The organism is Streptomyces sp. NPDC029041 (genome assembly GCF_040637515.1).
GTDB lineage: Bacteria > Actinomycetota > Actinomycetes > Streptomycetales > Streptomycetaceae > Streptomyces.
The window spans coordinates 449,126-473,844 of sequence record NZ_JBEZWO010000007.1 but is presented as its reverse complement, the minus strand read 5'-3'; the positions used below and the strand labels follow the sequence as shown (position 1 = coordinate 473,844).

The following is a 24,719-nucleotide window of genomic DNA, read 5'->3' as shown; positions in this document are numbered from 1 at the left end:
TGAATAACACCGGGGGCCGGTTCGCACACACCAGCGATTGCGCGAGCACCCGGGCACGGGGCGAAGCGGACCCCTCCCCCACTCAGAGCGAGGTGAGCGGCTGCGCATGAGCGATGAGCAGCGCGACATCGTCATGGTCGGCGGGGTGGCGCAGTTCCCGGAGCAACCGGTCGCAGGTCTCCTCCGCGCAGCGGCACGGCGGGGACAGCAGGCGCAGGAGCTCGTCCAGGCGCTCGTCGATGGGGTCGTCCCGGGTCTCCACCAGTCCGTCGGTGTACAGGACGAGCTGATCACCGGGGTTCATGGCGACGACGGAGGTCTCGAAAGAACCGCTGCCGACTCCCAGCGGGGTGCCGGTGGGCAGGTCGAGCAGTTCGGGCGGTCGGCCGGCCCGCACCAGAACCGGGGGCAGATGGCCCGCACAGGCCACCTGCAAGCGACCTGCGTGCGGATCGTGGACGGCGTACACGCACGTGGCGATGTAGGGGTCCAGGCCCTGGGTGATCCGGTCGAGGTGGGTGAGGATGCGGCTCGGGGCGAGGTCGAGGTCGGCGAGGGTGGAGGTCGCGGTACGCAACCGGCCCATGGCGGTGGCCGCCGGGATTCCGCTGCCCATGACGTCGCCCACCGCCAGGGCGGTTCGGTCGCCGCTGAGCGGGATGATGTCGTACCAGTCGCCGCCGACCTCGCTGAAGGCCTGCGCGGGCCGGTACCGGGCGGCGATCTCCAGGCCGGGGCGGCGTGGCGAGGGCCGGGGCAGCAGGCTGCGCTGCAGGGTTTCGGCGGCGCTGCGGATGTGCTGGTGCAGGACGGCGTTGTCGATGCTCAGCGCGGCGGACGAGGCCAGTTCGCAGGCGAGGGTGAGGTCGTCCTCGTCGAAGGGCTGCGGGTTGCGTGCACGGGCCAGGCCCATCACGCCGATGATCTCTCCGCGGGCGATGAGCGGGACGGCCATGTCGGTGTGGACACCGGCCTCGGCGAGCAGTCCGGCCGCGGCGTCGTCGGCTGCGATTCGGCTGAGCTCGCCGCTGTCGAGGTGGGTGATCAGCAGCGGCTTGCGCGTGCGCAGGCAGTGGGCCGCCGGATGGTCCGCGTGGTAGGTGGTGAGGTGGCCGGGCGCGATGATCGCCTCGGAGGCCCCGGTGGGGTAGGCGGTCTTCACCGCCAGCGCCCGGAACAGCGCCGGGCCCTCTCCGCGGTCGGGGCGGCCCGTCCGCAGGACGGAGTCCAGGATGTCCACCGCGATCATGTCGGCCAGGTCGGGCACCAGGACGTCCGCCAGCTCCTGGGCGGTCCGCTCCACCTCCAGGGTGGTCCCGATGCGCGCCGAGCCGTCGGCCATCAGGCGCAGGCGCTGCTGGGCCCGGTCGGCCTGCCGGGCCGCCTCGTACCGGTCGGTGACGTCCACGACCACGTTGGCGATGCCCAGCACGTGCCCGCTCTGGTCCTCCAGGCGGTAGAGCGACACGGCCCAGGCGTGGTCGTGGTCCGGGTCGGCCCGGGTCCGGCCGACCACCTGCTCGTCCACCAGGGGCAGGCCGGTCTCCAGGACCTCCCGCATCTGGTTCTCGGCGGTCATGAAGGGCGCGCCGGGCAGGATCTCCCGGAAGTGGCGGCCGACGTGGTCGGCCTCGGGGACGCCGTGCATCGAGGCAAGGGCGCCGTTGACCGCCACGTACCGCAATTCGGTGTCCAGGACGGACAGTCCGATCGGCGCCTGGGTGACCAGTTGGCTGGAGAGGGCCACCTTGCGCTCCACCTGCCGCACCGTGGCCCGGTCGGTGGCCAGCCCGAGTGCGTAGTGGTCGCCGAGGTTGTCCGTCAGCCGCATGTTGCGGAACTCGACCGTCCGGGTGCTGCCGTCCTTGAGCCGGACGGGGAACGGTCCGGCCCAGCCCCTGCCGGTGGCCATCACCTCGGCGAACAGCCCCATCCCCGCTTCCCGGTGTTCGGGGTGGAGCAGCAGGGCGGCCGCGTACTGTCCGACCGCTTCTTCACCGGTGTAGCCGAACAGCTCCTCGGCCTGCGGACTCCACATGTCGATGCGGCCGTCGGCCTCCACCAGGACCGCGGCGACACCCAGCAGGTCGATCAGACCGCTCGGGTCGGATGCCGGGTCCTGCGGATCACCCGCCCGCTCCGAGGGCTGGTTCGCTCGGCTCATCTCATTCGCCCCTCAGGCCTGTCGACCCCTCCGGCGCACCTTGTGCCCGAGCAGCCGCTCACAGCGGCCGGCCGCAGGTCGGCGGCCGTTCAGGATCCGGGTCCGGCTCGCAGGTCGGTCCTTACCCGTCCAGCCTTCCACAGGTCTCGCCTTCGACCGAGGAGATCATGGTCCGCCAGGGTCACTCTTCAGATCGGCCCGGCGGGCGAGGCCGGATGCCTCGGTCCGGCACAGCCGCCGTGGTGCCCCCGGGGGCGCCGAAGTGGGCGGCGCTCGGCAGCCCGTCGTGCGGGCTGGGAAGCCGGCGCCCCAAGCGGGCGAGCGGGGACAGCGCCATGATCACGGGCGACAGCGCCATGCCTGCGGCAGTCACCAGCAGACCGGTACGCAGCCCCCACTCCCCCGCGAGGAACCCGCCGGCCAGGGACCCGAGCGGGGTGAGCCCCATGCCCGCCCACGTGATCGTCGCCGCCGCACGTCCCTGCATCCCGTCCGGGGTGACGGCCTGCCGGACGGCCATGAGCGTGACGTTCACCAGCTGGCCTCCCGCCCCGAACACGAAGCCCGCGGCGAGGAGCACGGGAACGGTGACGGCGGAGGAGCGGTCCAGCGCGGGCACGCACAGGAACACGCCGTCGCCGACGGCCGCAGCACCCATGACCACCCTGCCGTGGCCGAACCGGTCCGGCAGGCGGGCGGCCAGCAGCGAGCCCAGGAGCGCACCCGGCCCCGCCGCGGCGAGCGCCAGTCCCACGACGGCGCCCGACAGATGCAGTTCCCGGGGCAGGAACGCGAGGTAGACGGTCATCGTGGCCGCGAAGGAGAACTGGAACGCCGCCGAGGCCAGGCAGACCGCTCGAAGGAAGGGGTCGCCGACGACGAAGCGCACGCCCTCATTGATCCGCCGCCGGACCCGCACAGGCTTCTCCTGGCGCGCCGGCATCGGTTCGGCCCGGCGGATGCGCCGGATCGACAGGAACGACAAGGCGAAGAACAGCGCGCCGGAGGCGGCGGCAAGGGGTGCCGACAGCGAGGACACCAGCGCACCCCCGAGAGCGGGACCGCCGGTCTGCGCGGCGGACCGGCTGCCCTCGAGCGCGCTGTTGCCCCGCACCAGTCGGCCGCGTTCCACCAGTCGCACGAGAGACGCCTGGTACGCCACGTCGAAGAACACGGACAGGGCGCCGACGGCGAAGGTGAGCGCGAGCAGGCCCGGCATGCCGAGCCCGCCGGCGAGGCCGGCCAGGGCGAGGGCACCCAAGGCCAAGGCCCGGCCGGCGTCGGCGAGCACCATCGTCGTGCGGGTGCGCCATCTGTCGACCCACGCGCCGACGAACAGCGAGAGCAACAGGACCGGTGCCTGGCCCGCCGCGCGCAGGGCACCCAGCTGCCCGGCCCCGGCGTCGAGCGTCAGGACGGCAAGGAGCGGCAGCATGACGAGAGTCGCGTGCTCGCCGAGTTGGGACGCCGTCTGGCCCCACCAGAGTCTGCGGAAGTCGGCGTCCCGCCACAGACCGGAGGGACGGGGTCGAGCGGAACCGGATGCAGCCGACGGCATGGGAATCCCTCGTGTTGCCGACAACGAGGCCCGCCACCGGGTACGGAAAAGGCGATCCGGCGGTTCGGGCAGGAGAAGGCTCGCTGTGCCGCAACGTCGAGGGCAGCACGCGATGACAGGCCGTCACACGGCCGACGACGTCAACGCGCGCTCGGGAGACCGACCATGCCTCAGCTCCTCGTGAGTGATCAGCTGCGCCCGAACCCTGACCGGCGGAGCGACAGTACGGAAGGCGGCGACCTTTCTCGGACCTTGCACCGGCGGGGCGCTCGGCACTTCAGGGGCGGACGAAAGCGTCGGTGTGGCAGGAGTCCGAGGTCCGTGATTCGCGCTCCCGGTGCCGTCTCGGCAGGATGTGGGCCATGACCGAGATCCGCACACCCCGTCTCCTGCTGCGTCGATGGCTCGAGGACGACCTTGTCCCCCTGTCCGAGATCCACGCCGATCCGGTGGTGATGCGACGCATCGGCGACGGCTCACCGCGCTCCCTGGAGCAGACCGCCGAGGACATCGAGGCCTGGGAGGAGGAGTGGGACGAGGAGGGCTTCGGGGTGTTCGCGGTCGAGCTACTGGGATCCGGTGAGCTGGCGGGCGCCGTGGGCCTGTCGGTGGCCGACGCACCGGCCGGGATCGCCGGCCAGGTCGCGATCAGCTGGCGGCTCGGGCGGGTGTTCTGGGGGCAGGGATACGCTTCCGAAGCGGCGCAAGCCACCTTGGAGTTCGCCGTGCAGGACCGCGGTCTCGACCGGGTGGTCGCCGTCTGCGGCACGGGCGACAGGGCTTCCGCGAACGTACTCGGCAAGCTCGGCATGCAGAGGGAGGCAGCCGCCGGGCATCCGGACCACGACCACGACCTCGCGGTGTACGGCATCGACCTGACGCAGTACCGGTAATCCTCCGACCGCGGTTGACCGCAGGGCCGTCAGCGGGGGCGCGCGGCCGCGTCGAGCAGAGGGCCCAGCTCCCGGGCGACGGTCGTCAGGGCCCGGACGTCCTGCTCGGCGCGGGCGAGGAGGATCGCCCCCTCGAGGCTGCTGATCATGAGCGTGGCCAGCGCGCCGGCCCGTTCCGCGGGCACGCCCATCTCGGTGAGGGCTGCGGCTACCGCACCGGTCCAGGTCGCGAATGCGGCGGATGCGGCCGTCCGCGTGGAGGGGGCCGACTCCGCGCAGTCGACCGTGGCGGCCGCCACCGGGCAGCCGCCGGCGAAGCCGGCCGTCCGGTACTCGTCGGTCCACTGACGCACCATCTCGGCGAAGAGCCCGCTCGGCGTCGGCTCGGGCAGCGCGGCGAGGAAACGGGCGACACGGCCTGCCGCGTATCGCCCTGCCCACCCCACCGCCTCGTCGACCAGTTGCGTCTTGCCGCCGGGGAAGTAGTGCTGGAGGGATCCGCGTGGTGCTGCGGCGTCGACGGCGACCTCGCGCATCCCGGTGGAGTGGACTCCGTCGCGACGGATGAGCTGGGCCGCGCTGAAGACCATCCGCTCGCGCGGTCCCCTCTCGGCCTTCGCCATCGCCGGCCTCCCCCGTCCGCTCGCTCGCGTCCTACTGCCGTGCCACAGCCTATGACGGCCGTCATAACCGCCGCTACTATGACCGCCGTCATAGTCGAGGGCGAGGGTGGCGGCCCGACCCCGCGGGCCCGGGAAGGCGGTACGGCATGTACGTCGGTTTCATCGGTCTGGGAGTCATGGGGCAGCCCATGGCCCTGAACCTCGCCCGGGCCGGGACACGTCTGGTGGTCTGGAACCGCACTCGCGAGCGATGCGAGGTGCTGCGGGCAGCCGGCGCCGAGGTGGTGGCGGGCCCGGCCGAGGTCTTCGACCGGGCGGGGACCGTGTTCCTCATGCTGGCCGACGAGGAGGCCGTGGACGCGGTGCTGGGGCGTGGCACACCGGACTTCGCCCGGCGCGTCGCCGGCCATGCCGTCGTCCACATGGGCACGACCTCGGCCACGTACTCCCACGACCTCCAGGAAGACATCCGGGCCGCGGGAGGGCGTTACGTCGAGGCCCCGGTCTCCGGCAGCCGCGTCCCCGCCGAGCGGGGCGAACTGGTGGGCATGCTGGCGGGCGACGACGAAACCCTGGCGACCGTACGGCCTCTGCTCGCCCCGGTGTGCCGCGAGACGTTCACCTGCGGCGCCGTCCCCGGCGCGCTGCTGTTGAAATTCTCGGTGAACCTTTTCCTGATCACCCTGGTCACGGGTCTCGCCGAGGCGTTCCATTTCGCCGAGCGGCACGGGCTGGACCGGCATCTCCTCCGGGACGTCCTGGACGCCGGTCCCATGGCCAGCGCCGTCTCCCGGGGCAAGGCGCCGAAGCTGCTGGAGCGTGACTTCTCCGTCCAGGCGGCCGCCGCGGACGTCCTCAAGAACAACCGCCTGATCGCCGAGGCCGCCCGCACGGCGGAGCTGACGTCCCCGCTTCTCGACGTGTGTCACGCCCTCTTCGCCGAGACCGTCCAGCAGGGCCACGGCGGCGAGGACATGGTGGCCGTCCTGCGCGCCCTGGAGGTCCGGACCGCGCAAGGGCGGCGCTGCTGAGCCGACTTCGGTTCAGGTCCGCATCCCGAACAGGAAGCGCGTCACACGCGTCCGGCGCACCAGCAGTTCGTAGGCGGCCAGGGTGAGGGCGAGGGATGTCGCCACCAGCACCCCGTACTCGACCGCGATCGGCGCGGACCACCGCACGACGAAGTAGGCGACGGCGACGACGATCGGCTGGTGGAGAACGTACAGCGGCAGTACGGCGGCGGCGAGGTAGCCGTGGACGCGCTGACGCGACGTCATGTCCGCCGGTGCCACCGGCCTCGAGGACGGCTGTCGTCCGGGACGGTCGAGGAGGCCGGGGATGGCGACGACCAGGCACCATCCGGCCGCTCCGAACAGGGCGCGCGAAGCGACGGCCAGGGGGGTCGCCTGCGTGAAGGGGTCGTCCGCTGTGATGAAGCCGGGGGCCGCCGAGATGAACAGCAGCACGCCGAGGCAGGCCGCCGCGCGTGCCTCACGCCGCATGGCGGTGCGCAAGCGGGTGTCGGCGGCCAGCAGGAAACCGGCGGCGAAGAAGAGCAGGTACGACCAGCGGTGCCAGCCCGCATAGTCCTCCTCCATGCCGACGAAGGCGCAGAAGGCGGCGAAGAGGAGGGCCGGTGTCAGCAGGGCGCCTCGCCGGCGTAGCGTCGCGGCCGCCACGCGAGCCAGCGCGCGTCGGGCAGGCTCACGTGGCAGCAGGCGAGGGAGGGGCGCCAGCGTGAGGGAGAACGTCAGCAGGAGCACGACGAACCACAGGTGGCCGGTCTCGAAGTACTGCCCTTGTATCAGGAAGGGGAACTCGTCGAGTTCCACGTGCACGTCGAAGAAGCGGGGCAGGAAGGCCGCGTACGACTCCTGGTGGCCGGGGTCGGACGGGCGTTGTCGCAGCCACTGCGGCAGCGGGTTCAGAAGGACGGTTGCGAGGAGCAGGGGAACGCCCAGACGCCGCAGGCGCTCTGCGACGAAGGCGCCCTCGCCGCGGCGCTGAAGCGAGTGCCGGGCGCCGAGGCCGGAGATCAGGAACAGCAGCGGCATCGCCCAGACCACTCCGAACCCGGCGATGACGGTGACGACTTCCGTGGTGTCGGAGTTGGTGACGTAGAAGTCGCCCTCGGTCGCGAACACCAGGGCCGAGTGGAAGAAGACGAGTCCGATCACCACCAGCATGCGTATCGCGTCGAGCTCCGGCCGCCGCTCCGACGATCCGGACGGTGATTCCCCAGGCGTCGCCATGCCGCGTCCTCCCCCGACTCGCACGCATGCGTGGCACCCATGGTGGCGGGGAGGGCCGTGGAGGACCATACCCGCCCACGCGCGTGGTTCGCGGGTGTGACGTCAGGCGTGGGACAGCGCGAAGGAGACGAGGAAGCCGCTGACCGTGACCAGCCCGATCGCCAGCTGCGCCTCCTGGAACGCCTCGGGGATCATGGTGTCGGCGATCATGGCCAGGATCGCACCGGCGGCCACGGCCGTCACTCCCGCGATCACCGTGGACGAGAAGCCGCCCAGGACGGCGTACCCGAGGACGGCGGACACGGTGCTCGCGACCGCGATGGCGCCCCACACGGCGAAGACGTATCCCTTGCCGCGTCCGGCCTTCTTCATTCCGGCCGAGCTGGACAGGCCTTCCGGGATGTTGCTGATGAACACGGCCGCGACGGTCACGAGGCTGACTGCCCCGCCGTCGAGCAGACTGACGCCGATCACCGCCGACTCGGGCACTCCGTCCAGCAGCGCGCCCAGCGCCAACGCCAGGCCGGAGCCGCTTTGTTGTCCCTCGGAAGGCTGCGTCTGGTCCGTGTGATGGCCCGACCGCTTGCGATGGCGAGCGCCTCGGTGGGCCAGCCAGAGATTGCCTCCCGTGTAGGCCGCCGCACCGGCCAGTGTCCCCACGGCCGCCGGGCCCAGCCCGCCCTGTTCGTAGGCCTCACCGACCAGTTCGAAGGAGACGGCCGAGAGAAGCACGCCGGCACCGAAGGCCATCACCAGCGCGATGACCTTCTGCGACACGCGCATTCCGTAGCCGATCACCGCTCCCAGCAGGAGAGCACTTCCTGCCAGCAACCCCCAACCGCCTGCCTGGATCACCTCGGACATGCCGCGCGTGTACCCACGAGCGTGTGATCGGCACCTCCTCGCCTCGCGTCAACCGGAACGGTCGAGCAGGCGGCACGGCAGCGCCCGCTCACGGGCCTCGTGACCTCCGTCTCCGTCCGCCTCCACCCGGTACAGACGGGCCTGCGGTGTCGTACTGACCGCTTCCTCGAGACGTCCCTCCACGAACAGGGCCCCCACCCCGTCCCCGACCGCCCACCCGGGGGGCAGCATCCCGGCTCCCACGGCCTCCCGGTAGGAGGTGCGGCGCCCTGGTTCACTGTCGTAGTGCGGGCACACCGACCCCGGCAGGAGGCCCAGTCCGTCGCGCAGGAACGTCAGCGGGCCGAAGGAGTCGGTGTGCGAGCCTTCGGCCCAGCAGTTGGCGCCGGCGCTGATACCGCAGAGCAGTGTCCCGCGGTCGTAGGCGTCACGCAGTATCCGGTCGACTCCGTGCGCGCGCCACACCGCCAGCAGGTTCACGGTGTTGCCACCGCCTACGTAGACGACGTCCTGGCCGAGCAGAAACGTCCGCAGCGCCTTGTCGTCCAACTCCCGCCGGAACAGCGGCAGGACCGAGGGCTCGCAGTCGCGCGACTCGAACGCACGCGCGAACTGATCGATGTATGCGGGCGCGTCGCCGCTGGCCGTGGGGACGAAGCACACCGTGGGGCGGTCACCCCTTGCGTGGCCGAGCAACCAGTCGTCCAGCAGACCGTCCTCGTCCGTCGAAAAACCTCCCCCGAGGAGAGCCAGCCGACGAACCGTGGCGACCACCACCAGTGCCTCCCGAGACGTGGGTGCTGCGGAATGAGTCATGCGGACCGTGCCGCAGGAGGTGGGCCGCAGACAACCGGATTACCGTCCGGCACGGTCCGGGTTTTCCGCCGTTCGAGGGGTTCGGGACCGCTGCCGGTGGTCACAGCGATGAGTTCCGCGGGTGCGCCGGGTCCGTGCGTGCAACGGTCGCGGCACCAGACCCGGAGCAGAGATCACCGGTTCCCGCTCACACCGCTCAACCACTCACAAGGAGATCGACATGGCCGCCACCTACACCTTCGACGTGTTCTCCAGCCTTGACGGATACGGCGCCGCCGGCGGCGACTGGACCGGCTACTGGGGCAAGCAAGGGCCCGAGCTGCTCGGCCACCGCCTCGCCCAGTACAGCGAGGAGCAGCGGATGGTCTACGGAGCGAACACCTACCGGGCCTTCGTGCAGATGCTGGCCACGAGCACGGAGCAGTCCGACGTACGAGATCCCTGGGTGACGAGGATGAGGAACCTGCCGACGACCGTGGTGTCGAGGACGCTCGAAGGCCCCCTCGACTGGCCGGACGCGACCGTCGCGAACGGTGACGCCCTCGACGTCGTCGCCCGGCTGAAGGAGGAGTCCGATGTGCCGCTGCGTTCGCACGGCAGCCTGGCGCTGAACCGGGCGCTGATGGCCGCCGGCCTGGTCGACCGCTTGCAGGTGACGCTCTTCCCCGTCATCACCGGCCGGACCGGGCTGGACCCGGTCTTCCGGGATGCGGCGGACTTCGACCTGGAGCTGATCGAGCACCGCACGCTCGACGGTCACATCCAGGAGCTCGTCTACCGCCCCACGCTGCATCGGCCCCTCGTGCGGCGGTAGCCGAAACGGCCTCCCTCAGGCGCTGGCGTGGCGACGCCACGCCGTCCTGCGCGGAGCGGCATGGTGTACGGGCTCGTCGGTCCCGCCGGCCTGCTGACGCCTCAGCCACAGGGACGTCATCGTCAGCAACGAGGCGAAGACCACCAGGAGTGCCACCGACACCCACATCTGCCTGCTTCCCGGGTCGGCCCATCCCACCGATGCGGCCGAAGCGGCCCACAGGACGGCTCCCCCGGCGTAGAAGGTGCGCATCCGGCGCAGCTGCCGCAGGGCGCGTACGGACTCAGCGTGATCGTTTTCCGAAGCCATGCCGACGCAGGTACCCCGATCCGCGCGACCTATCAGCCAGAGGTCTGCGCATCACAGTCCAGCAGCCTGGATCAGCAAGACGCGTTCGTCCTCGCCCAGCTGGAGGCCGTCCAGCAGCTCGTCGTCGGCCAGGAGACGCCGCACCCATGCCGCGTCGGTTACGAATGCCGCACGGCACAGGGCCCGTTCGGGGTGGTCCTCCTCGGGTCCGTTGACCGCCAGGTCCCTCGGGTTGTCCGGATCGGTCGGGGCGGACAGGGCTGCGGCCACGAGAAGCAGTCCGAACAGCTCGTCGCGGCGCGGAGTCGACGGATCAGCGGCGAGGCGCAGCAGGTACGGGACGACCGCCGGCATCGTGGCACTGATGGACATCGGTCCTGACATCACGAGCCAGTCCAGGGCTCGTTCGGCCATCTCGGCCGCATCAGGATCGAGCAGCCCGCGCAGAACGACCGGGACGTCGACCGGGCAGCCGGTAAGGGACAACCATTCCACGTCCCCGCACCCGTCCAGTGCCGGATGCGGTGCGGCCTCGTGCGTCAGATGCGGGTGGGCCGCCGTCAGAGCCGCTGTCGCGCTCACCGCCGCGGCCTGGTAATCCAGCTTGCACACCAGCATGCCTCCCACGCTCGTCCGAGTTCACCGCGCATGTGCTGACGTGATTCTGCCTGCCGGGGTGAGTTCTCGCCCGGCGATGTGCGAGGACGTACGGCTCATCGAGACGAGCGTCGTCGGCGCGGTCGCGCACGTCCTTCAGGAGCCGGCCCAGCAGCTCCGGGGAGGCTCGACGCGGAGCCGGCCGGTGACGGCGGCGCGGATGGTGCGCGGCGTCAGACGGCGGTGATGACGCGGGAAGTCGTCCCAGTGGCTCGAGACCTCTGCTGCGACGGCGGACACCAGGTCGCTGGTGGCGAGACATGGCTGCCTGCTGAGGGACTCCGACCGGGCGACCGGCGAAGAGCGCAGAGCAGCAGTCCGTGAATGCCCCGGAGTCCCCGAGGACCTGCGGTCGGTGATCAGTCCTCGTAGCGTCGACGCGCGAGGTGGACGGTGAGGTCGGCGATCATCTCGATCCGGTGCGGAATAACCCGCATGATCCCGCTGAGGACCTCTTCGCGCTCCGCCGTCGGCAGGACGAGATAGGCGGAGACGGTGGAGAGGTGCCCGATGTAGTCGCGCGCGCTCATCGTCAAGCGCCGTTCGATCGTGGACTGCTGGGTGTCGGTGAACCACTGGGACCGCTGCAGCTCGGTACCCGGCCACTGCATCCGATGGTCCGGAGGGGTCCCGTCGGGCGACGGTACCTCGTCGCTCTCCAAGAACGGTGCTCTCGCCGCGCGTACGGCTTCCTGCACTGCCGGGTCGGCCGGCCGGAACGGGCCGCCGAACGAGGCGAACACCCCACCCGGCTCCAGTAGTGCGGCGATGCGTGACCACCGGCCCTCCGGGTTCGTCCAGTGCAGCGCGGCGGCCGCGTAGACCAGCCCGTACCGCTCACCCGGTCGAAGCTCCTCGAGCGCGGCCCGCAACGTCCCGACGGTCGCCGGCACGTGCTTGCGCAGCTGGGCGAGCATCGCCCCGTCGGGCTCCGTCGCGGTGACCCTGAGTCCCCGCCGAGCGAAGAGCCGGGTCGCTTTGCCGGTCCCGGCGCCGATCTCGAGTGCGGTCCGGAGCGGACGGCCCGCATACGCCGTCACCAGGTCGGACAGCTCGACGGGATATTCCGGCCTGAACCGTTCGTATGCCTCCGCCACCGCTCCGAAGCTCAACGCGCGATCAGGCATGCCGAGCATCCTGACACGAGCCGCACCGCCGGTGGCGGCTTTTTGCACAGCCTGGACGAAGGCCGATGTGCCAGGCCTCAGGAGGGTCGGGTGTGGTGGTCCAGCAGGCGGGTGAGCAGCTCCACGAAGTGCTCGCGTTCGGCCGGACTCAATGGAGCGAGGAGTTCGTCGTGCACGTCGTCCAGGACCTTGTCGAGCCGCCGCAGGTGGCGGCTTCCGTGCGGGGAGATCGTGATGACGTTGCGGCGCCGGTCGCCGGGGTCCGGCGACCGCTCGACGAGGTCCCGCCCGGCCAGTTCGTTCAGCACGCCCACCATGTCGCTGCGGTAGATGCCGGAGCGCACGCTCAGCTCCGCCTGGCTGGCCGGCCCGTACTCCTGCAGTGAGGCGAGCACGGCGTAGTGCCACTTGCGGGCGTCGGCCCGGGCCAGCCCGTCGGTGATCAGCCGGTCCGACCGCACGGTCAGCCGGGACAGCAGCCGGCTCGCCCGCCGACGCAGCCTGTCGGGCGTCTTCCGCGCGCCGTCGCCGGGTTCGCCCGCTGCCTCGCCTGTGATCATGCGGCCGACCCTATCGTTGTGTTAGTGGGACTAACGATATAGGTTCACACTCCGGCCTGAAGCGTCGGAGCGACTGAGCCGACCGAGCGAGACGACGAAGAAAGGCAGATCTTGCCCATCCAGCCACTCCGGATCCCCACCGCTGACGGCCCGGCCGACGCCTTCGCCGCTTTCCCCGGCCAGGGCGGGCGGCACCCGGGGGTGCTGATGTACATGGACGGATTCGGCATCCGGCCGGTGCTGCGGGAGATGGCCCGCGAACTCGCCGGGCACGGGTACTACGTCCTCGTCCCGAACGTCTTCCACCGGCACGGACCGGCGCCGGTGATCGAGCTGCCCGGTCACATCGGAGAAGAGGTCCGGCCCGCGCTCATCGCCCGGCTGATGCCGCTGATCGAGACCCACACCGACGAACGCGTGCTGAGCGACGCCGACGCCTACCTCAGGTTCCTCACCAGTCGGCCCGAGGTGGCCACGGGGCCGGTGGCGGTGACCGGGTACTGCTTCGGGGGCCTCCTGGCGATGCGCACCGCCGCGGCGCACCCGGGCCGGGTGGCCGCCGTCGCCGGTTTTCACGGCCCCGTGGGGGGTGGGGGGCCTGACGGCCTGCATCGCCTGCTGTCCCCGATCACCGCAGAGGTCCACCTCGGCCACGCCGAATCCGACCTGACAACCGAGGCTCTCGGCGAGCTCAACCAGGCGCTGGACACGGCAGGTCTCGACTACACCTCCGAGATCTATCCCGGCACGGTGCACGGTTTCACCATGTCGGACACCGACGCCTTCGACCCTTCCGCGTTGCAGCGCCACTGGGACCGTCTGCTCCCTCTCCTGGACCGCAGCCTGGCCAGGAGCTGACGCCTGCGGCGCGCCGGCCTGCCGTGGGCGGGAGCGGTCAGGGAGCGTCCCCCCGGTGATGGAAGCGGCACGTCACTCCGGGGCCCGGTGCGCACGGCGTGCCCGGGCCGGGGTCGTACAGCGCGCGGCCGCCGGGGAACTGCCCGAGTTCGGTGGGCAGGGCGGCTCCCGCACCGATCTCCTCCTGCGTCCAGCCCGTGACGTCCAGCAGCAGCCCGTCCAGCGGCCCTCCGATGAGCTGGGCATAGGTCCGCCCGGAACGCGGGCCCGGATCGGGGTCGTCGTGGTCGTGGCCGTAGACCCGGCCGCGCAGCAGTTGCTCGTCGCCGTTCATCCGTTCAGCCTCTCAGCCGCCTCTGACAACGCGGATCGTGCAGCCACCACGTGCCACCGGTCGAATGCGGGGGCATCTCGTCCGCCGGGCCCATGATGGGCGTATGACCGATCGTGACGCATTCCTGGAGTGGGTCGATACCGCCCTGTACGAGGCGGAGCTTGCGCTGCACAACGGCGATCCGGCTCCCCGCCGCGCGCTCTGGTCGCGCCACGAGCCCGTGAGTGTCCTGGGGGCATGGCGCAACGCCCATGGGCAGAAGGAGCTGGACAGACTCTTCACGACCCTGGGGAGGAGCTTTTCCGACTGCACGGCGTACGTGTTCGAGGTGCGGGCCTACGACGTCTCAGGGGACATGGCCTACACGGCCGGCCTCGAGCACACCTCCGCCTCCGTGGACGGAGAGCCACGCACCTACACGCTGCGGGCCACCCAGGTGTACCGGCGTGAGGACGGCCAGTGGAGGGTGGCCCACCGTCACGCTGACACCGTGACCCGCTGAGCATGCTCGCAGAGGCTTCCACACACCGCGCCGCGCGTAGGCGAACATCACCGAGCAGACCGCGGGCCTCGGCAAGCGGCGGACGAAGCAGTTGCGGGAAGCGCTCACCCTGCTCAGGCAGATCACCGATCGCGGGCCGAGGACGAGTAGCGACCGTGCGGGGATGGAGCCCGCTCCCGTCACGGGCGCAGGTGCTCGACCGTGACGCCGTGCCTCTCGGCCAGCCGCTGGGCGATCAACGAGCGGTGGCATGCCTCCGGGTCGCTTTCGACACAGAAGAGCGCCGCTGTTCCGCTGACCGGCAGCGCCGACACGATCCGGCTGAGATCGGCGCGGTCGAGGATCTCGGTGGTGTAGCGGCGGGTGTACTCGGCGGCGAGCTCGTGGCGCGAGCGCTTGCCGACCCCTCGGCGGTCGTCCTCGGCGTACTGGAGCCGACGCAGTTCGGTGGTCGGGGCGAGCTCGGGGTGGTGCTCGTAGGTGATCCGGGCATGGGCGAGGGCCGCCTGCAGCCGGAGTGAGTTCGCCCAGGTGTACTGGGGTCCGCGCACACCCCGGCGCTGACGGACGTCGAGCAGAAGGCGGACGTCGGCATGCCGCAGCCGTTGCAGGAAGGACTCGCCGTCGAAGCCGTAGACGCCGATGGTCACCATCGCGAGCATCGGACATCACCCCTCATCCATCTGCCTGCTGCTCGTGCCGGTCGCCCGGCACGAGCAGAGTCGGCGAGGTCGCGTCACGCGACCGCGGTCCCCTCGAGTTCGACCATCTGGCCGGGGACGGCCAACCGTGTCACTCCGAGGAGTGTGGTGGTCGGTGCCACTCCGGCGGCGCCCAGCCGCGACGCCAGTACGCCGTAGTTGGGGAGCAGCAGATCGACGTCGGTGGTGTAGACGTTGAGCCGGACGAGGTTCGCGAGGGACATGCCGGCCTCGCCGAGTACGGCCTCCACGTTGTCGAGGCTCAGTGCCAGCTGTGCGGCCATGTCACCGTCATGGCGGGGCTTGCCGTCGCCGCCCATGGCGGTCTGTCCGGAGCAGTAGAGGGTCCGGGTGTGACCCGAGACGATCTCGCCCTGGTTGAACCCCATCGCCATCGACCACGTCACCGGGTTGACCGCTGTTCGTTCCACTGCCACATCAGCTCCGTTCGACTCACCGGGGTCAGGTACGTCCATCGAGGTGGCTGCCGCCCTCCCCGATCCTGTGCCGATGAGTCTGCCGACCCATCACGACACCCTCTGTCATGTATTCGATACGGTTCTCGCATGCGCGCTGATCGGCTTGTATCGCTGGTGCTGCTGCTGCGTCAGCGCGGTCGGTTGACCGCCGGGGCGCTGGCCCGCGAGCTGGAGGTCTCCACCCGTACCGTGCTGCGCGACATCGAGGCGTTGTCCGCGGCCGGTGTCCCGGTCTACGCCGAACGCGGACGGCGCGGCGGGTTCGCCCTGCTGCCCGGTTTCCGGACCGAGCTCACCGGGCTGAACCACGACGAGACCCTTGCTCTGCTGACCGCCGGATCGGGGCGCGGGGAGCGGGCCTTCGGCCTCGGCCCGGCGCTCGCTTCGGCGCTGCGCAAAATTGCTGACGCGCTGCCTGAGAGTCATCGCGCCACCGCGCACGACGCGGCCAGGCGCCTTCTCGTCGAACCGGAGACCGACCTGCTCTCACGTCGGCCGGTGACGGAGGACGTGCCGGGCAGGACGATGACCGAGATCCGGCGCGCGGTGCTCGCCGGACACAAACTGCGCATCCGCTACGCGGCCGCGGACCGGACGCCGCAGTGGCGCACGGTGGATCCGATCGGCCTGGTCACCGTACGCGGCCGGGGTTATCTGCTGGCCACGAGATCCGGCGCGGACCGCACCTACCGGTTGTCGAGGGTCCTGGCCGCCGAAGAACTGCCCGAACCGGCACAGCGACCAGGTGATGTCGACCTCGACCGGGTCTGGCGGGAACGCTGCGCGCGGTTTCTGTCCACTGATCACATCGCCGTACGGGTACGGGTGGTCCCGGAGCGGCGCGAGGAACTGCTGAGCAGTGCGGTAGCCGTCCGCACCGCAGAACGCGATGCCGACGGCCGGCTGCGGCTGGAGGTGACGTTCGAGGATCTACGACACGCCGAGTGGGCGCTGTGGCAGCTCGGCACGGACGCGGAAGCCCTGGCCCCGGCGGTGTTACGCACGTCCCTGCGCGACCGGGCCGCCGCGATGTCGGCCCACTACGCGGCCCCCTCCTGACAGTTGACCGGTGGTTGCCGGCTCCGGCCCGCTCCATGGCCCCAAGCCGCTTGCGCGCTCTCCGGCATTCCGCCTGATGAACCAGCGAGCGCGCCCGCGACCGCAGGGTCAGGGCCCCTGTTCCTCTCCGCGAAGGCGGCCGAACACCGTGGGCGTGCTCCATCCGCGCAGCGTGGCGTGAACCGTCGACCGGAAGGCGCTGTCGGCCCTGGCGGCGTCGAGGGCCCCGGCCCGGCAGCGGTTGCCGCCGTGGTCGCCGTGGGGCTACGGCTATGCGTGCCAGAGCGAGCTGCGCCGATGACGCGTCGGCGGGATGTCCACCGCGTCCGCGGCTTCGAGGGCGAGTGCGTCGACGCCGTCGTGCACCAGCCCCTTCAGAGTCGCCAGTCGGGACCGCAGCCGCTGCCGTGCCCGGCGTTCCTCGCGTGCGGACCACTCGGCGATGGAGCGGTCGCGTCGGCGCCGAGCGAACGAGTGGACCTCCACGGTGCGGCGGACCAGGCGAGGTTGCGGCCTGCGGGACTCTCGCGCCGCATCGGTGAAGCTGCGTGCGCTGTACCTGAGACCGTAGAGAACCACTGAACGCCAAGGGGCTCCTGGCGGGCGGTCGTGTGCACTGCGTGCACTTCGGCCGAGCGAAGAAGGCAGATGGTGGGCGGTACGGGTCACGGGGCTCCGATCGCAGCAACCGCCAGGCGTCTCCTGGCGGGCTACCTGAAGCCCGTCGGACCGGTCGAACGTGCGTTGCCCATGCGGGCCACCCTATCTCCCGGCTGTCGGGACCGGTTCGTGCTGTCTCCGGCATCCTGCTGCTCCGCCCATGCCCTCATGAAGGAGGTGATCTTGGGAAGACGGTGGGGGTGATCTTGCTGTCGGTCCCATGAGGGGACTCTGATGAGGGGGGATGTCGTGACAACGCCTGTGCGTCGTACGCCGTTTGCGAACAGGCGCCGCTATGGGTTCGATCTTCGGTCGACGGCTCTGTTCTTCGTGTTCCTCGCCGTGCTCGTGAGCGTCCTCGGACTCGCCGTTCGGGTGGCGGCGGGCGCCGTCGAAAGGCGTCCCGCCTGGATGTTCGTGCTCCTCGCGATAGCTGTCGCGTGCTGCCTCGGCCTGCGGCGCCGCTGGCGCCTGGCCGGCGCGGCACGCCGGGCCGCGGCGGCGCTCGACGAGGCGGCCAGGGAAGCGGCCGAGGTGCTGGAAGCTCCGGCGGTCCCCACCCCGCGGATGCCCACCCCCGCTCCCACCGACGCCGAAGCCGACACCCTGGCCGTCGACTACGACGCGCTGACGCCGGAAGGGTTCGAGGAGGCGATCGCCGGACTCTGCGAACGCGACGGCTGCACCGAGGCGGAAGTCGTCGGCGGTGCCGGTGACTTGGGCGCCGACGTCCTGGCCGTGACACCCGACGGGCGCCGCGTCGTCATCCAGTGCAAGCAGTACGGCGAGTCGCATCGGGTCGGGTCCCAGGACCTGCAGCGCTTCGGCGGCACCTGCTTCACCGTGCACGAGGCCGACGTCGCCGTACTGGTCTGCACGAGCGACTTCACGGCGCCGGCGGTGGAGTACGCCGAGCAGTGCGGGATCGTGTGCGTGAACCGGGAGGCCTTGGAGGCCTGGACGGACGGCACCGGCCCGCGCCCGTGGGACGCCACCGTGGCCGGCGGCGAGGCGGGCCGGGAGGCTGCCGGAGCCGGGATCTGACGGGCGCCGACCGGCGGCCGGCTGACGGCGCATCGTCCGGCGGCTGACGGGGCCCGACCGGCGGCCGGCTGACGGCGCATCGTCCGGCGAGCCGTTGGCGGACCACCTCGGGCGCCGGCCGACGGCGCGTGAGGGCCTGCCGTGGCAGCAGGCTCCTGACGGTGGCGAGCAGGGAGCGGTGACCGTCGCCTCGTCGTTGGACTCCACCTCACCGGGACCCGAGCCGTGCCGCCTCACTCGATCGAGTGCCTGGCCATCCGGCGGTAAAGCGGACGCGGCGGGGTAATGGGATGTCGTTCAACACCGTGTGGAGAAGGAGCCGAGGATGACCGACGACGCCTACCTGTTCCTGATTGACGACGCGTCCGCGCAGCTCGGTGTGTCGCCGGCCGCCGTCGGTGAACTCGCCTGCATGGAAACGCCCGCCGTCCGCGCCTGGCTCGATGCCCAGGGAACCACGCCCACCTCGCCCCACCTGCGCCTGCTGCCGCCGGAGGAGACGGCGGCCGTGCCCGAGGGAGCGGAACGGCTGCCCGTCCCCCTGAGCGAGGAGGAGCTGAACCTTCTGCGCCACCAGATGGTCCCGGAGCCGCTGGCCGGGGTCGAGCAGGAGCTGCTCGCCTACCGTGACTGCGCCGACGGGCGGGACGGCCTGATCGGCAAGGCACTCGCAGCCGGTGTGGCACCGCACCGCATCGTCGAGTTGACCGGGGTGGACCCCGCGACCGTGACAGCCGCCGCGAGCCGGTGACGACCCCGCGGGTAACCCACCCGCCCCCGCCCCTGATCGGCCCCGCCGGCGAGACCCGTCCGGCGGGGCCGATCAGCGTGTCCCCGAGCAGCCAGCCCCGCGCCCGGGCGGACCGGGTCGGCGGCTGAGAAGGCATCCTGAGAAGCCGCTGGTGCCGCGCTCTCCTCGCGGCACCAGCATCACGCACCATCAGGTCAGTTGAGTGGTTCGAGCGTGAGATAGGCCTGGCGGGGGTTTCCGTCATGGACGAGTGATTCGTGGTGGCCGACGTCGTCGAAGGCGAAGGCATAGGCCTTTCCGTCCGCCATCTGGGCGTGGATCTTGCGCGCGTAGTGGTTGGTGACGTCGTCCTGGTAGAAGTCGGCGGCGCCGGCATCGGGCTGGTGGGGATTGACCAGCAGGGTGGAGCGGTTGAACCCGGCGCACAGGGTGCGTGAGATCGGGCCGCGCACCTGGTCGTTCGGGGCGTCGAGCCGTCCGTGGCAACCGAAGACGGACGAGGCGTCCGGCTTCTGGAAGCTGGTGACGACCGCGCCGGCGCTGTCGGTGAAGTTCATGACGCCACCGGAGACCCGGCCGTAGTACCTGGTGCCGGGCCGGTCGGCGAACGGGGTGACCGTCAGGGTCGAGGTGGCGTACTTCCGCCAGACGCGGTTGATGTAGTCGTCCATGACGGTGGCCGGCAGCGCGCCGGTCTCCAGGCCGTACAGCGGCGACAGAGCGCGCAGTACGGTGCCGTCCGGACGGGTCTGGATCAGGTTGGCCCAGCCCCCTGGCTGCCCCCTGAGGGCATTGAAGAAGCCGTGGTACCCACCGGCCTTGAGCCGTCCGGTGCTCGCGGTGCTGCCGTCGGCTCGCTGCACCCCCACCGCGTAGGGCGCGGAGAACATGTCGACCTGGGTGCTGTTGATCCACAGACCCGAGTCGTTCAGCGTGTACTCCGACCAGTTGAACAAGATGTCCCGGTTGGGGTCGGCCGGATTCTGCACGGCGGGCTGGACCAGGCCTCCGGTGGTGAGCTTGAAGACCAGTTTCCGGCCGTAGGAGAAGTACACGCGGCCGGAGAACTTGGGCATGCGGATCGTGGTCGACTGCCCTGCCGCCGGGCCCGGGATCGAGGCGTCGGGGGCGGGGGCCGGCGGGTTGCCGCCGGCCGGCCAGGGGTGGAAGGTGCCGCCCGCGTCGGCCCAGCCCTGGCGTCCGGTCGAGAGTTCCGTGCCGAGGTTGTAGATGTAGAGCTGTTCGCCGCGTGCCGAGTTGTTGGTGATCTTCAGAGGGATCGTCGCCGGGACGGCGGCATGGGCCGGCGCACCCGTTCCGGTCGCCAGCAGGGAGCCGGCGAGGACCGTGGCCAGGGACAGCCCCGCGGCCGTGGCCCGGCGCCTGAGAGTTCGCAACACGCTCTGCCTCCGTTCGACATTCGACCGATTCTGAGAGCGCTCTCAGCGTTGCGCTTTGGTACGTACCTGTCAACACATCGGGAGACCCCGGTCAGCTCGGACGTCCGTCGCCCAGGGGTCCGCGCAGGCAGGAGACGACGACCACGAAGGGCCAGACCGACTGAAGGGTCGTCACGGCGCGCTCGGCCACGCCGGCCGCGCCATGGAGATGCAGCTCGATCAGGAACCACGCCGCGCCGGCCGCCATGACGGCGGTCGCCCCCAGGGAGGGAAAGGGGCGCAGCGCCCACGGGACGGCGGTGCCCGCCCGGGCGGCCAGCACAGGCCATGCCGCCAGGACGGCGAAGCCCACGGCGGCGACCGAACCGTGGCCCAGTGAACCGCCGCTGCTCGGCGCCGGGAACACGGCCACTGCCAGCGCCGACACGCCTCCGGCCGCCAGGGCCGTCCGCCCCGCCGTCGCGGCCGGGCGCAGTCCCCAGGCCGTCAGCAGATGGCAGAACCCGAGGGCGATGAACGCCGCCGTCATCACCCAGGACCCCGAGTTCCCGGGAGCCGCCAGGACGCTGATCGTCTGGGCGGCCGGGTCGTAGGGGGCCCCTTGGAGAGATGCCGCCATCAGCCAGCCCATGACGAGGAAGACCGGGGCGCACCCCGACGACACCAGCGCCCATGTAGGTACAGATCGCATCATGACACCGTAAAGGCGGGCGTCATGTCCTCCGGGTTCCGTCCCCCGGGCCGCCTCACGTGGCGTAGTCGCACGGCCCGCTCCGCCCCGGAAGCGCACGATGGAACCGTGCGACCGGGCGTCGGAAGGTGATCGGGCATGGAGCTCACTCTCGTGGTACTGATCATCATCGTGGGTCTGACCTTCGACTTCACCAACGGCTTCCACGACGCCGCGAACGCGATCGCCACCTCCATCTCCACCAGGGCCCTGACGCCTCGCGTGGCACTCGCCATGGCCGCGGTGATGAACTTCTGCGGCGCCTTCCTGGGTACGGGAGTCGCCCAGACCGTCGGCAGCGGCATCATCGGGGCGCCCGAGGCGACCTCCGGGCTGCTGCTCGTCCTGTGCGCGCTCCTGGGCGCCATCGGGTGGAACGTCTTCACCTGGTGGCGCGGTCTGCCCACCTCGTCCTCGCACGCCCTGATCGGCGGGCTGGTCGGTGCCGCGCTCGCCGCGTCGGCCACGGTGCACTGGTCGGGCATCCTGGACAAGGTCGTCCTGCCGATGCTGCTGTCCCCGCTGGTGGGCGTGGTGCTGGGATACCTCCTGCACACGGGCATCCTGTGGGTCTTCCGGCGTTCGGCCCCCCGGCGCACCATGCGGCGCTTCCGTGCGGCGCAGACCGTATCAGCCGCCGCCATGGGTCTCGGCCACGGGTTGCAGGACGCGCAGAAGACCATGGGGGTCATCGTGCTCGCGCTGGTCACGGCCGGGTGGCAGGACGACTTCTCGGTGCCGGTGTGGGTGATCGCCGCCGTGGCGCTCGCCATGGCGGCCGGCACGTACGCCGGAGGGCGGCGCATCATCACCACCCTCGGGCGGCGGATCGTGCACCTCGACCCGCCGCGCGGGTTCGCCGCCGAGACCGCTGCCGCGGCCGTCCTCTACACGACCGCGTTTCTGGTGAAGGCGCCGATCTCCACCACCCAGACGATCACCGCCGCCATCCTCGGTGCCGGTGCCACCCGGCGCTTCTCGGCCGTACGCTGGCAGGTGGCCCGTTCGATCGGTACCGCCTGGATCCTCACCTTTCCCGGCGCCGGGATCCCGGCAGCGGCGCTCTACCTGCTCCTGCACGCCGTCAGCGATCTGTGATCACAGCCGGAGGCCGTCCATGACCGCTCTCCCCGGCCGCCCATGGTCCGCGGAGTCCCCCTCCGGGACCCCGGACGGCCTTCCGCTGCCCGGGCGCTTCGCCCATCTGCACCCGGCCGACGGTGCCTGTCTGATGGAGGCCGCGGCCCTGCTGGCCTCCGGCCGTTTCACCGACAGCCCGACAGGGACGCATCCGGCGCTCGCGGCGCTGGCCCGGGTGGTCAACGACAGGGTCGGTGACGGCACCCGGCAGGCCCTGTGGCCGCTGGCCGCCGACCTCGCGGACGCCCGCCCCCCGGGCCGCGCCTACACACCGCTGCTGGTCGGCACGGTCGTGGACGCGGCGCGCCTGGTGCGCCCCTCGTCGCGGCCTCTGGCGCGGTACGGCCGCGCGTGCCGCCGGAGGGCGGAGGGGACCGCCCGCGCGCCGGCGGACAGTGCGGCGGCCCGGATCGCCGATCTGCTGTGGTGGCGCGGGCCTGGGCGCCGGCACCTGGAACACGCGCTCCGGGTGCTGTGCACCGCCCCGGACGCCGAGCAGCGGCTGGCCGGGCTGTTGCGGCAGGCCGTGGCGCAGGCGCGGAAGTATGCGGACGACGGATCCCCGCGCGGCGAGGTTCCCTGCAACCGTTAGGCACGAGGGGCCGTCCTACAGGGCACCATGATCCCCGCCGACATCACCGGTCCCTCGGCCACACCGGTTCGCCGGCTGCTCGCCTTCGCCTGGATCCAGACGCGTGCCTGCGCCTTCGCCTTCGCGCTGCTGTCCGGCGTGGCCGTGTCCGCGCTGCTGCCCGATCTGCCGGTGGCGCGTTACGACGTGCTGGTCGTCTACGGGGTGCTGCTCACGATGCTGTTCTGGGCGCGCGGCTGGGAGAGCGGGCGGGACGTCGTCGTCATCACGGTCTGTCATGTCATCGGACTCGCCTTCGAACTGGTGAAGGTGTCGCTCGGCTCGTGGAGCTACCCGGAACCGGCCGTGCTGAAGTTCGCCGGGGTCCCGCTGTACGGCGGGTTCCTGTACGCGGCGGTGGGCAGCTACGTCTGCCGGGCCTGGCGTCTGTTCGATCTGGGGCTCGTGCGCTACCGGCCGCGTGCGACCGCCGTGGTCGCAACGGCCGTCTACGTCAACTTCTTCACCCATCACTGGCTGCCCGACGTGCGCTGGGTGCTGGCCGGACTGCTCGTGGCCGTGACGCTGGGGACGTCGGTGCGGTTCACGGTACGCGGGGTGCGTCTGCGGATGCCGCTGGCGCTGTCGTTCGGGCTGATCGGGTTCTTCCTGTGGGTGGCGGAGAATCTCGCGACCCTGGCCGGCGCATGGCGGTACCCGTATCAGGAGCACGCATGGCAGCCGGTGGGGGTGCAGAAGATCGGGGCCTGGGCGTTGCTGATCAGCGTGACGTTCGTGCTGGCGGCGGTCGGGCGGCGTACGGATTTCGGAGCTTCGCCGGAAGGGAGCTGAGGGCTGCTGCCGGGAGGCACGAAGTCGTCGCGGAAGCGTTCGCCTGAGTATCATCCTATGGACGTAATTCGGGTGATTTGCCTTCGCGGGTCGTCACCTACCGTGGCCATCCTCGCCGGAGTGAACCATGTCCCGCACCGGCACGACGGACGACGGCGACGAGCTGCTGACCAGGCTCGGGGCCCTGACGGCCCAGGCGCGTGCGCAGGCCGAGATGCAGAGGTCCCGCGTCGAGCTGGCGATCGCCCTGCAGCGCGGCATGCTGCCGCGGGACCTGCCCCTGGCCCGCCGACTGCACCTGGCCGTGCGGTACGCGCCTGCCTACCGGGGCCTCAACGTGGGGGGCGACTGGTACGACGCCTTCACTCTGGGCGACGGCCGGATCGGTCTGTCCATCGGGGACGTACAGGGCCACAACATCGAGGCCGCGGCCTTCATGGGGCAGGTGCGGGCCGGGCTGCGGGCACTGGCATCGGTCACCGGCGATCCGGGTGAGGTACTGGCCCGCACCAACGACCTGCTGCTGTCCCTGGGCTCCGACCTCTTCGCCACCTGCACGTTCATGCGGCTCGACCCGTGTGCCGGGGTGCTGGAGAGCGCCCGGGCCGGACATCTGCCCTGCGTCTGGGCCACGGCGGACGGCAAGTCCGGCCTCACCGAGGACGAGGGCGGGCCGCCCCTCGGGGTGCAAGCCGGGACACGCTACCCGGTGACCCGGTACCAGCTCACCACGGGCGGCGTGTTCGTCCTGCTCACGGACGGTGTCGTGGAGGGGCCGTCCATGCGGCTGGACGAAGGCCTCGACCAGGTGACGCGACTCGCGGGCATCGCGGCCGTGGCGGGCATGGACGTGGACGCGCTCGCTGCCGCCGTGATCAAGGGTGCAGAGCGTGTGGGGCACGACGACGACGCCGCCGTCCTGGTGGTCGGTCTCGACGGGCCGGACGCTCAGCCATAGGGCGGCACGACGCCCGCTCCCGCCTCGCCGAGGCGTCGGCCCC

At 71.3% G+C, this 24,719-nt stretch carries 28 protein-coding genes and 1 pseudogene; 13 read left to right on the top strand and 16 right to left on the bottom strand.

Translation table 11 applies throughout. The annotated features are described in order from the left end of the window. Window positions 1-82 precede the first annotated feature (82 nt). Entirely contained in the window at window positions 83-2,164 is a 2,082-nt protein-coding gene (locus AB0F04_RS20805) for a SpoIIE family protein phosphatase (protein ID WP_362043432.1), read from the bottom strand. Between the two features lie 181 nt (window positions 2,165-2,345). Beyond that, on the bottom strand, window positions 2,346-3,722 hold the full coding sequence (locus AB0F04_RS20800) for an MFS transporter (protein ID WP_362043431.1): 1,377 nt from the start codon (window positions 3,720-3,722) through the stop codon (window positions 2,346-2,348). Window positions 3,723-4,084: 362 nt separating this feature from the next. On the opposite strand from AB0F04_RS20800, the gene AB0F04_RS20795 reads away from it, so the two are divergent. Next, window positions 4,085-4,615 (top strand): GNAT family N-acetyltransferase, encoded by a 531-nt coding sequence (locus AB0F04_RS20795; RefSeq protein WP_362043430.1) that lies wholly within the window; start codon window positions 4,085-4,087, stop codon window positions 4,613-4,615. Between the two features lie 29 nt (window positions 4,616-4,644). On the opposite strand, the gene AB0F04_RS20790 is transcribed toward AB0F04_RS20795, so the two are convergent. Beyond that, a complete protein-coding gene (locus tag AB0F04_RS20790) occupies window positions 4,645-5,238 on the bottom strand; it encodes a TetR/AcrR family transcriptional regulator (RefSeq protein WP_362043429.1) in 594 nt (197 codons plus the stop codon). Between the two features lie 89 nt (window positions 5,239-5,327). On the opposite strand from AB0F04_RS20790, the pseudogene AB0F04_RS20785 reads away from it, so the two are divergent. Then, window positions 5,328-6,269, top strand: a pseudogene (locus AB0F04_RS20785) (NAD(P)-dependent oxidoreductase); the annotation flags it as partial. Window positions 6,270-6,281: 12 nt separating this feature from the next. Here the strand turns inward: AB0F04_RS20785 and AB0F04_RS20780 are convergent. The 3 genes from AB0F04_RS20780 to AB0F04_RS20770 all read right to left on the bottom strand — a co-directional run bounded on the left by AB0F04_RS20780 (window position 6,282) and on the right by AB0F04_RS20770 (window position 9,170). Then, window positions 6,282-7,490 carry an acyltransferase family protein gene (locus tag AB0F04_RS20780; protein WP_362043428.1) on the bottom strand — a complete coding sequence of 403 codons (1,209 nt, stop codon included), beginning with the start codon at window positions 7,488-7,490 and terminating at the stop codon, window positions 6,282-6,284. Between the two features lie 102 nt (window positions 7,491-7,592). Further along, window positions 7,593-8,354, bottom strand: a complete 762-nt coding sequence (locus AB0F04_RS20775) for a ZIP family zinc transporter (RefSeq protein ID WP_362043427.1) — start codon at window positions 8,352-8,354, stop codon at window positions 7,593-7,595. A gap of 48 nt (window positions 8,355-8,402) precedes the next feature. Further along, on the bottom strand, window positions 8,403-9,170 hold the full coding sequence (locus AB0F04_RS20770) for a peptidase E (protein WP_362043426.1): 768 nt from the start codon (window positions 9,168-9,170) through the stop codon (window positions 8,403-8,405). A 220-nt stretch (window positions 9,171-9,390) separates the two neighbouring features. On the opposite strand from AB0F04_RS20770, the gene AB0F04_RS20765 reads away from it, so the two are divergent. Further along, complete coding sequence (locus AB0F04_RS20765; protein WP_362043425.1) at window positions 9,391-9,984, top strand: dihydrofolate reductase family protein; 594 nt, start codon at window positions 9,391-9,393, stop codon at window positions 9,982-9,984. Between the two features lie 15 nt (window positions 9,985-9,999). Here the strand turns inward: AB0F04_RS20765 and AB0F04_RS20760 are convergent, their stop codons facing one another. Together AB0F04_RS20760 and AB0F04_RS20755 are read right to left on the bottom strand one after the other, a co-directional pair. Beyond that, entirely contained in the window at window positions 10,000-10,293 is a 294-nt protein-coding gene (locus tag AB0F04_RS20760) for a hypothetical protein (RefSeq protein WP_362043424.1), read from the bottom strand. 51 nt (window positions 10,294-10,344) lie between these two features. After that, window positions 10,345-10,911: a hypothetical protein gene (locus AB0F04_RS20755; RefSeq protein ID WP_362043423.1), complete on the bottom strand. Its 567-nt coding sequence runs from the start codon at window positions 10,909-10,911 to the stop codon at window positions 10,345-10,347. 58 nt (window positions 10,912-10,969) lie between these two features. Between AB0F04_RS20755 and AB0F04_RS20750 the strand changes: the two genes are divergently transcribed. Then, the gene (locus AB0F04_RS20750) at window positions 10,970-11,137 is read left to right on the top strand and encodes a hypothetical protein (RefSeq protein ID WP_362043422.1); all 168 of its coding nucleotides are present in this window, start codon (window positions 10,970-10,972) and stop codon (window positions 11,135-11,137) included. Between the two features lie 172 nt (window positions 11,138-11,309). Here AB0F04_RS20750 and AB0F04_RS20745 read toward each other — a convergent pair whose 3' ends face one another. Next, a complete protein-coding gene (locus AB0F04_RS20745) occupies window positions 11,310-12,077 on the bottom strand; it encodes a class I SAM-dependent methyltransferase (RefSeq protein ID WP_362043421.1) in 768 nt (255 codons plus the stop codon). Window positions 12,078-12,154: 77 nt separating this feature from the next. Continuing rightward, on the bottom strand, window positions 12,155-12,637 hold the full coding sequence (locus tag AB0F04_RS20740; protein ID WP_362043420.1) for a MarR family transcriptional regulator: 483 nt from the start codon (window positions 12,635-12,637) through the stop codon (window positions 12,155-12,157). Window positions 12,638-12,748: 111 nt separating this feature from the next. Between AB0F04_RS20740 and AB0F04_RS20735 the strand changes: the two genes are divergently transcribed. Beyond that, window positions 12,749-13,495, top strand: a complete 747-nt coding sequence (locus tag AB0F04_RS20735; protein WP_362043419.1) for a dienelactone hydrolase family protein — start codon at window positions 12,749-12,751, stop codon at window positions 13,493-13,495. Window positions 13,496-13,532: 37 nt separating this feature from the next. On the opposite strand, the gene AB0F04_RS20730 is transcribed toward AB0F04_RS20735, so the two are convergent. Continuing rightward, window positions 13,533-13,829: a hypothetical protein gene (locus AB0F04_RS20730; protein ID WP_362043418.1), complete on the bottom strand. Its 297-nt coding sequence runs from the start codon at window positions 13,827-13,829 to the stop codon at window positions 13,533-13,535. Window positions 13,830-13,932: 103 nt separating this feature from the next. Between AB0F04_RS20730 and AB0F04_RS20725 the strand changes: the two genes are divergently transcribed. Continuing rightward, window positions 13,933-14,331 (top strand): nuclear transport factor 2 family protein, encoded by a 399-nt coding sequence (locus tag AB0F04_RS20725; RefSeq protein ID WP_362043417.1) that lies wholly within the window; start codon window positions 13,933-13,935, stop codon window positions 14,329-14,331. 179 nt (window positions 14,332-14,510) lie between these two features. On the opposite strand, the gene AB0F04_RS20720 is transcribed toward AB0F04_RS20725, so the two are convergent. After that, window positions 14,511-14,993, bottom strand: coding sequence for a DUF488 domain-containing protein (locus tag AB0F04_RS20720; protein ID WP_362043416.1), 483 nt, complete (start codon window positions 14,991-14,993; stop codon window positions 14,511-14,513). Between the two features lie 74 nt (window positions 14,994-15,067). Continuing rightward, the gene (locus AB0F04_RS20715) at window positions 15,068-15,463 is read right to left on the bottom strand and encodes a RidA family protein (RefSeq protein ID WP_362043415.1); all 396 of its coding nucleotides are present in this window, start codon (window positions 15,461-15,463) and stop codon (window positions 15,068-15,070) included. Window positions 15,464-15,598: 135 nt separating this feature from the next. Between AB0F04_RS20715 and AB0F04_RS20710 the strand changes: the two genes are divergently transcribed. After that, window positions 15,599-16,570, top strand: a complete 972-nt coding sequence (locus tag AB0F04_RS20710) for a WYL domain-containing protein (RefSeq protein WP_362043414.1) — start codon at window positions 15,599-15,601, stop codon at window positions 16,568-16,570. 270 nt (window positions 16,571-16,840) lie between these two features. Here the strand turns inward: AB0F04_RS20710 and AB0F04_RS20705 are convergent, their stop codons facing one another. Further along, window positions 16,841-17,056, bottom strand: a complete 216-nt coding sequence (locus AB0F04_RS20705) for a hypothetical protein (protein WP_362043413.1) — start codon at window positions 17,054-17,056, stop codon at window positions 16,841-16,843. Between the two features lie 423 nt (window positions 17,057-17,479). On the opposite strand from AB0F04_RS20705, the gene AB0F04_RS20700 reads away from it, so the two are divergent. Further along, window positions 17,480-18,274 carry a restriction endonuclease gene (locus tag AB0F04_RS20700; RefSeq protein WP_362043412.1) on the top strand — a complete coding sequence of 265 codons (795 nt, stop codon included), beginning with the start codon at window positions 17,480-17,482 and terminating at the stop codon, window positions 18,272-18,274. A 325-nt stretch (window positions 18,275-18,599) separates the two neighbouring features. Further along, window positions 18,600-19,025, top strand: a complete 426-nt coding sequence (locus tag AB0F04_RS20695) for a DUF6003 family protein (protein ID WP_362043411.1) — start codon at window positions 18,600-18,602, stop codon at window positions 19,023-19,025. 194 nt (window positions 19,026-19,219) lie between these two features. On the opposite strand, the gene AB0F04_RS20690 is transcribed toward AB0F04_RS20695, so the two are convergent. Both AB0F04_RS20690 and AB0F04_RS20685 read right to left on the bottom strand, forming a co-directional pair. Next, window positions 19,220-20,425 carry a glycoside hydrolase family 64 protein gene (locus tag AB0F04_RS20690; protein WP_362043410.1) on the bottom strand — a complete coding sequence of 402 codons (1,206 nt, stop codon included), beginning with the start codon at window positions 20,423-20,425 and terminating at the stop codon, window positions 19,220-19,222. Window positions 20,426-20,516: 91 nt separating this feature from the next. Next, window positions 20,517-21,116, bottom strand: coding sequence for a DUF998 domain-containing protein (locus AB0F04_RS20685; protein WP_362043409.1), 600 nt, complete (start codon window positions 21,114-21,116; stop codon window positions 20,517-20,519). Between the two features lie 138 nt (window positions 21,117-21,254). Between AB0F04_RS20685 and AB0F04_RS20680 the strand changes: the two genes are divergently transcribed. The 4 genes from AB0F04_RS20680 (at window position 21,255) to AB0F04_RS20665 (ending at window position 24,676) form a co-directional block, all read left to right on the top strand. Next, window positions 21,255-22,253: an inorganic phosphate transporter gene (locus tag AB0F04_RS20680; protein ID WP_362043408.1), complete on the top strand. Its 999-nt coding sequence runs from the start codon at window positions 21,255-21,257 to the stop codon at window positions 22,251-22,253. 19 nt (window positions 22,254-22,272) lie between these two features. Beyond that, window positions 22,273-22,887, top strand: a complete 615-nt coding sequence (locus AB0F04_RS20675; RefSeq protein ID WP_362043407.1) for a hypothetical protein — start codon at window positions 22,273-22,275, stop codon at window positions 22,885-22,887. Window positions 22,888-22,914: 27 nt separating this feature from the next. Beyond that, complete coding sequence (locus AB0F04_RS20670; RefSeq protein WP_362043406.1) at window positions 22,915-23,718, top strand: DUF817 domain-containing protein; 804 nt, start codon at window positions 22,915-22,917, stop codon at window positions 23,716-23,718. A 127-nt stretch (window positions 23,719-23,845) separates the two neighbouring features. Then, window positions 23,846-24,676 (top strand): PP2C family protein-serine/threonine phosphatase, encoded by an 831-nt coding sequence (locus AB0F04_RS20665; RefSeq protein ID WP_362043405.1) that lies wholly within the window; start codon window positions 23,846-23,848, stop codon window positions 24,674-24,676. The last annotated feature ends 43 nt before the right edge of the window (window positions 24,677-24,719 follow it).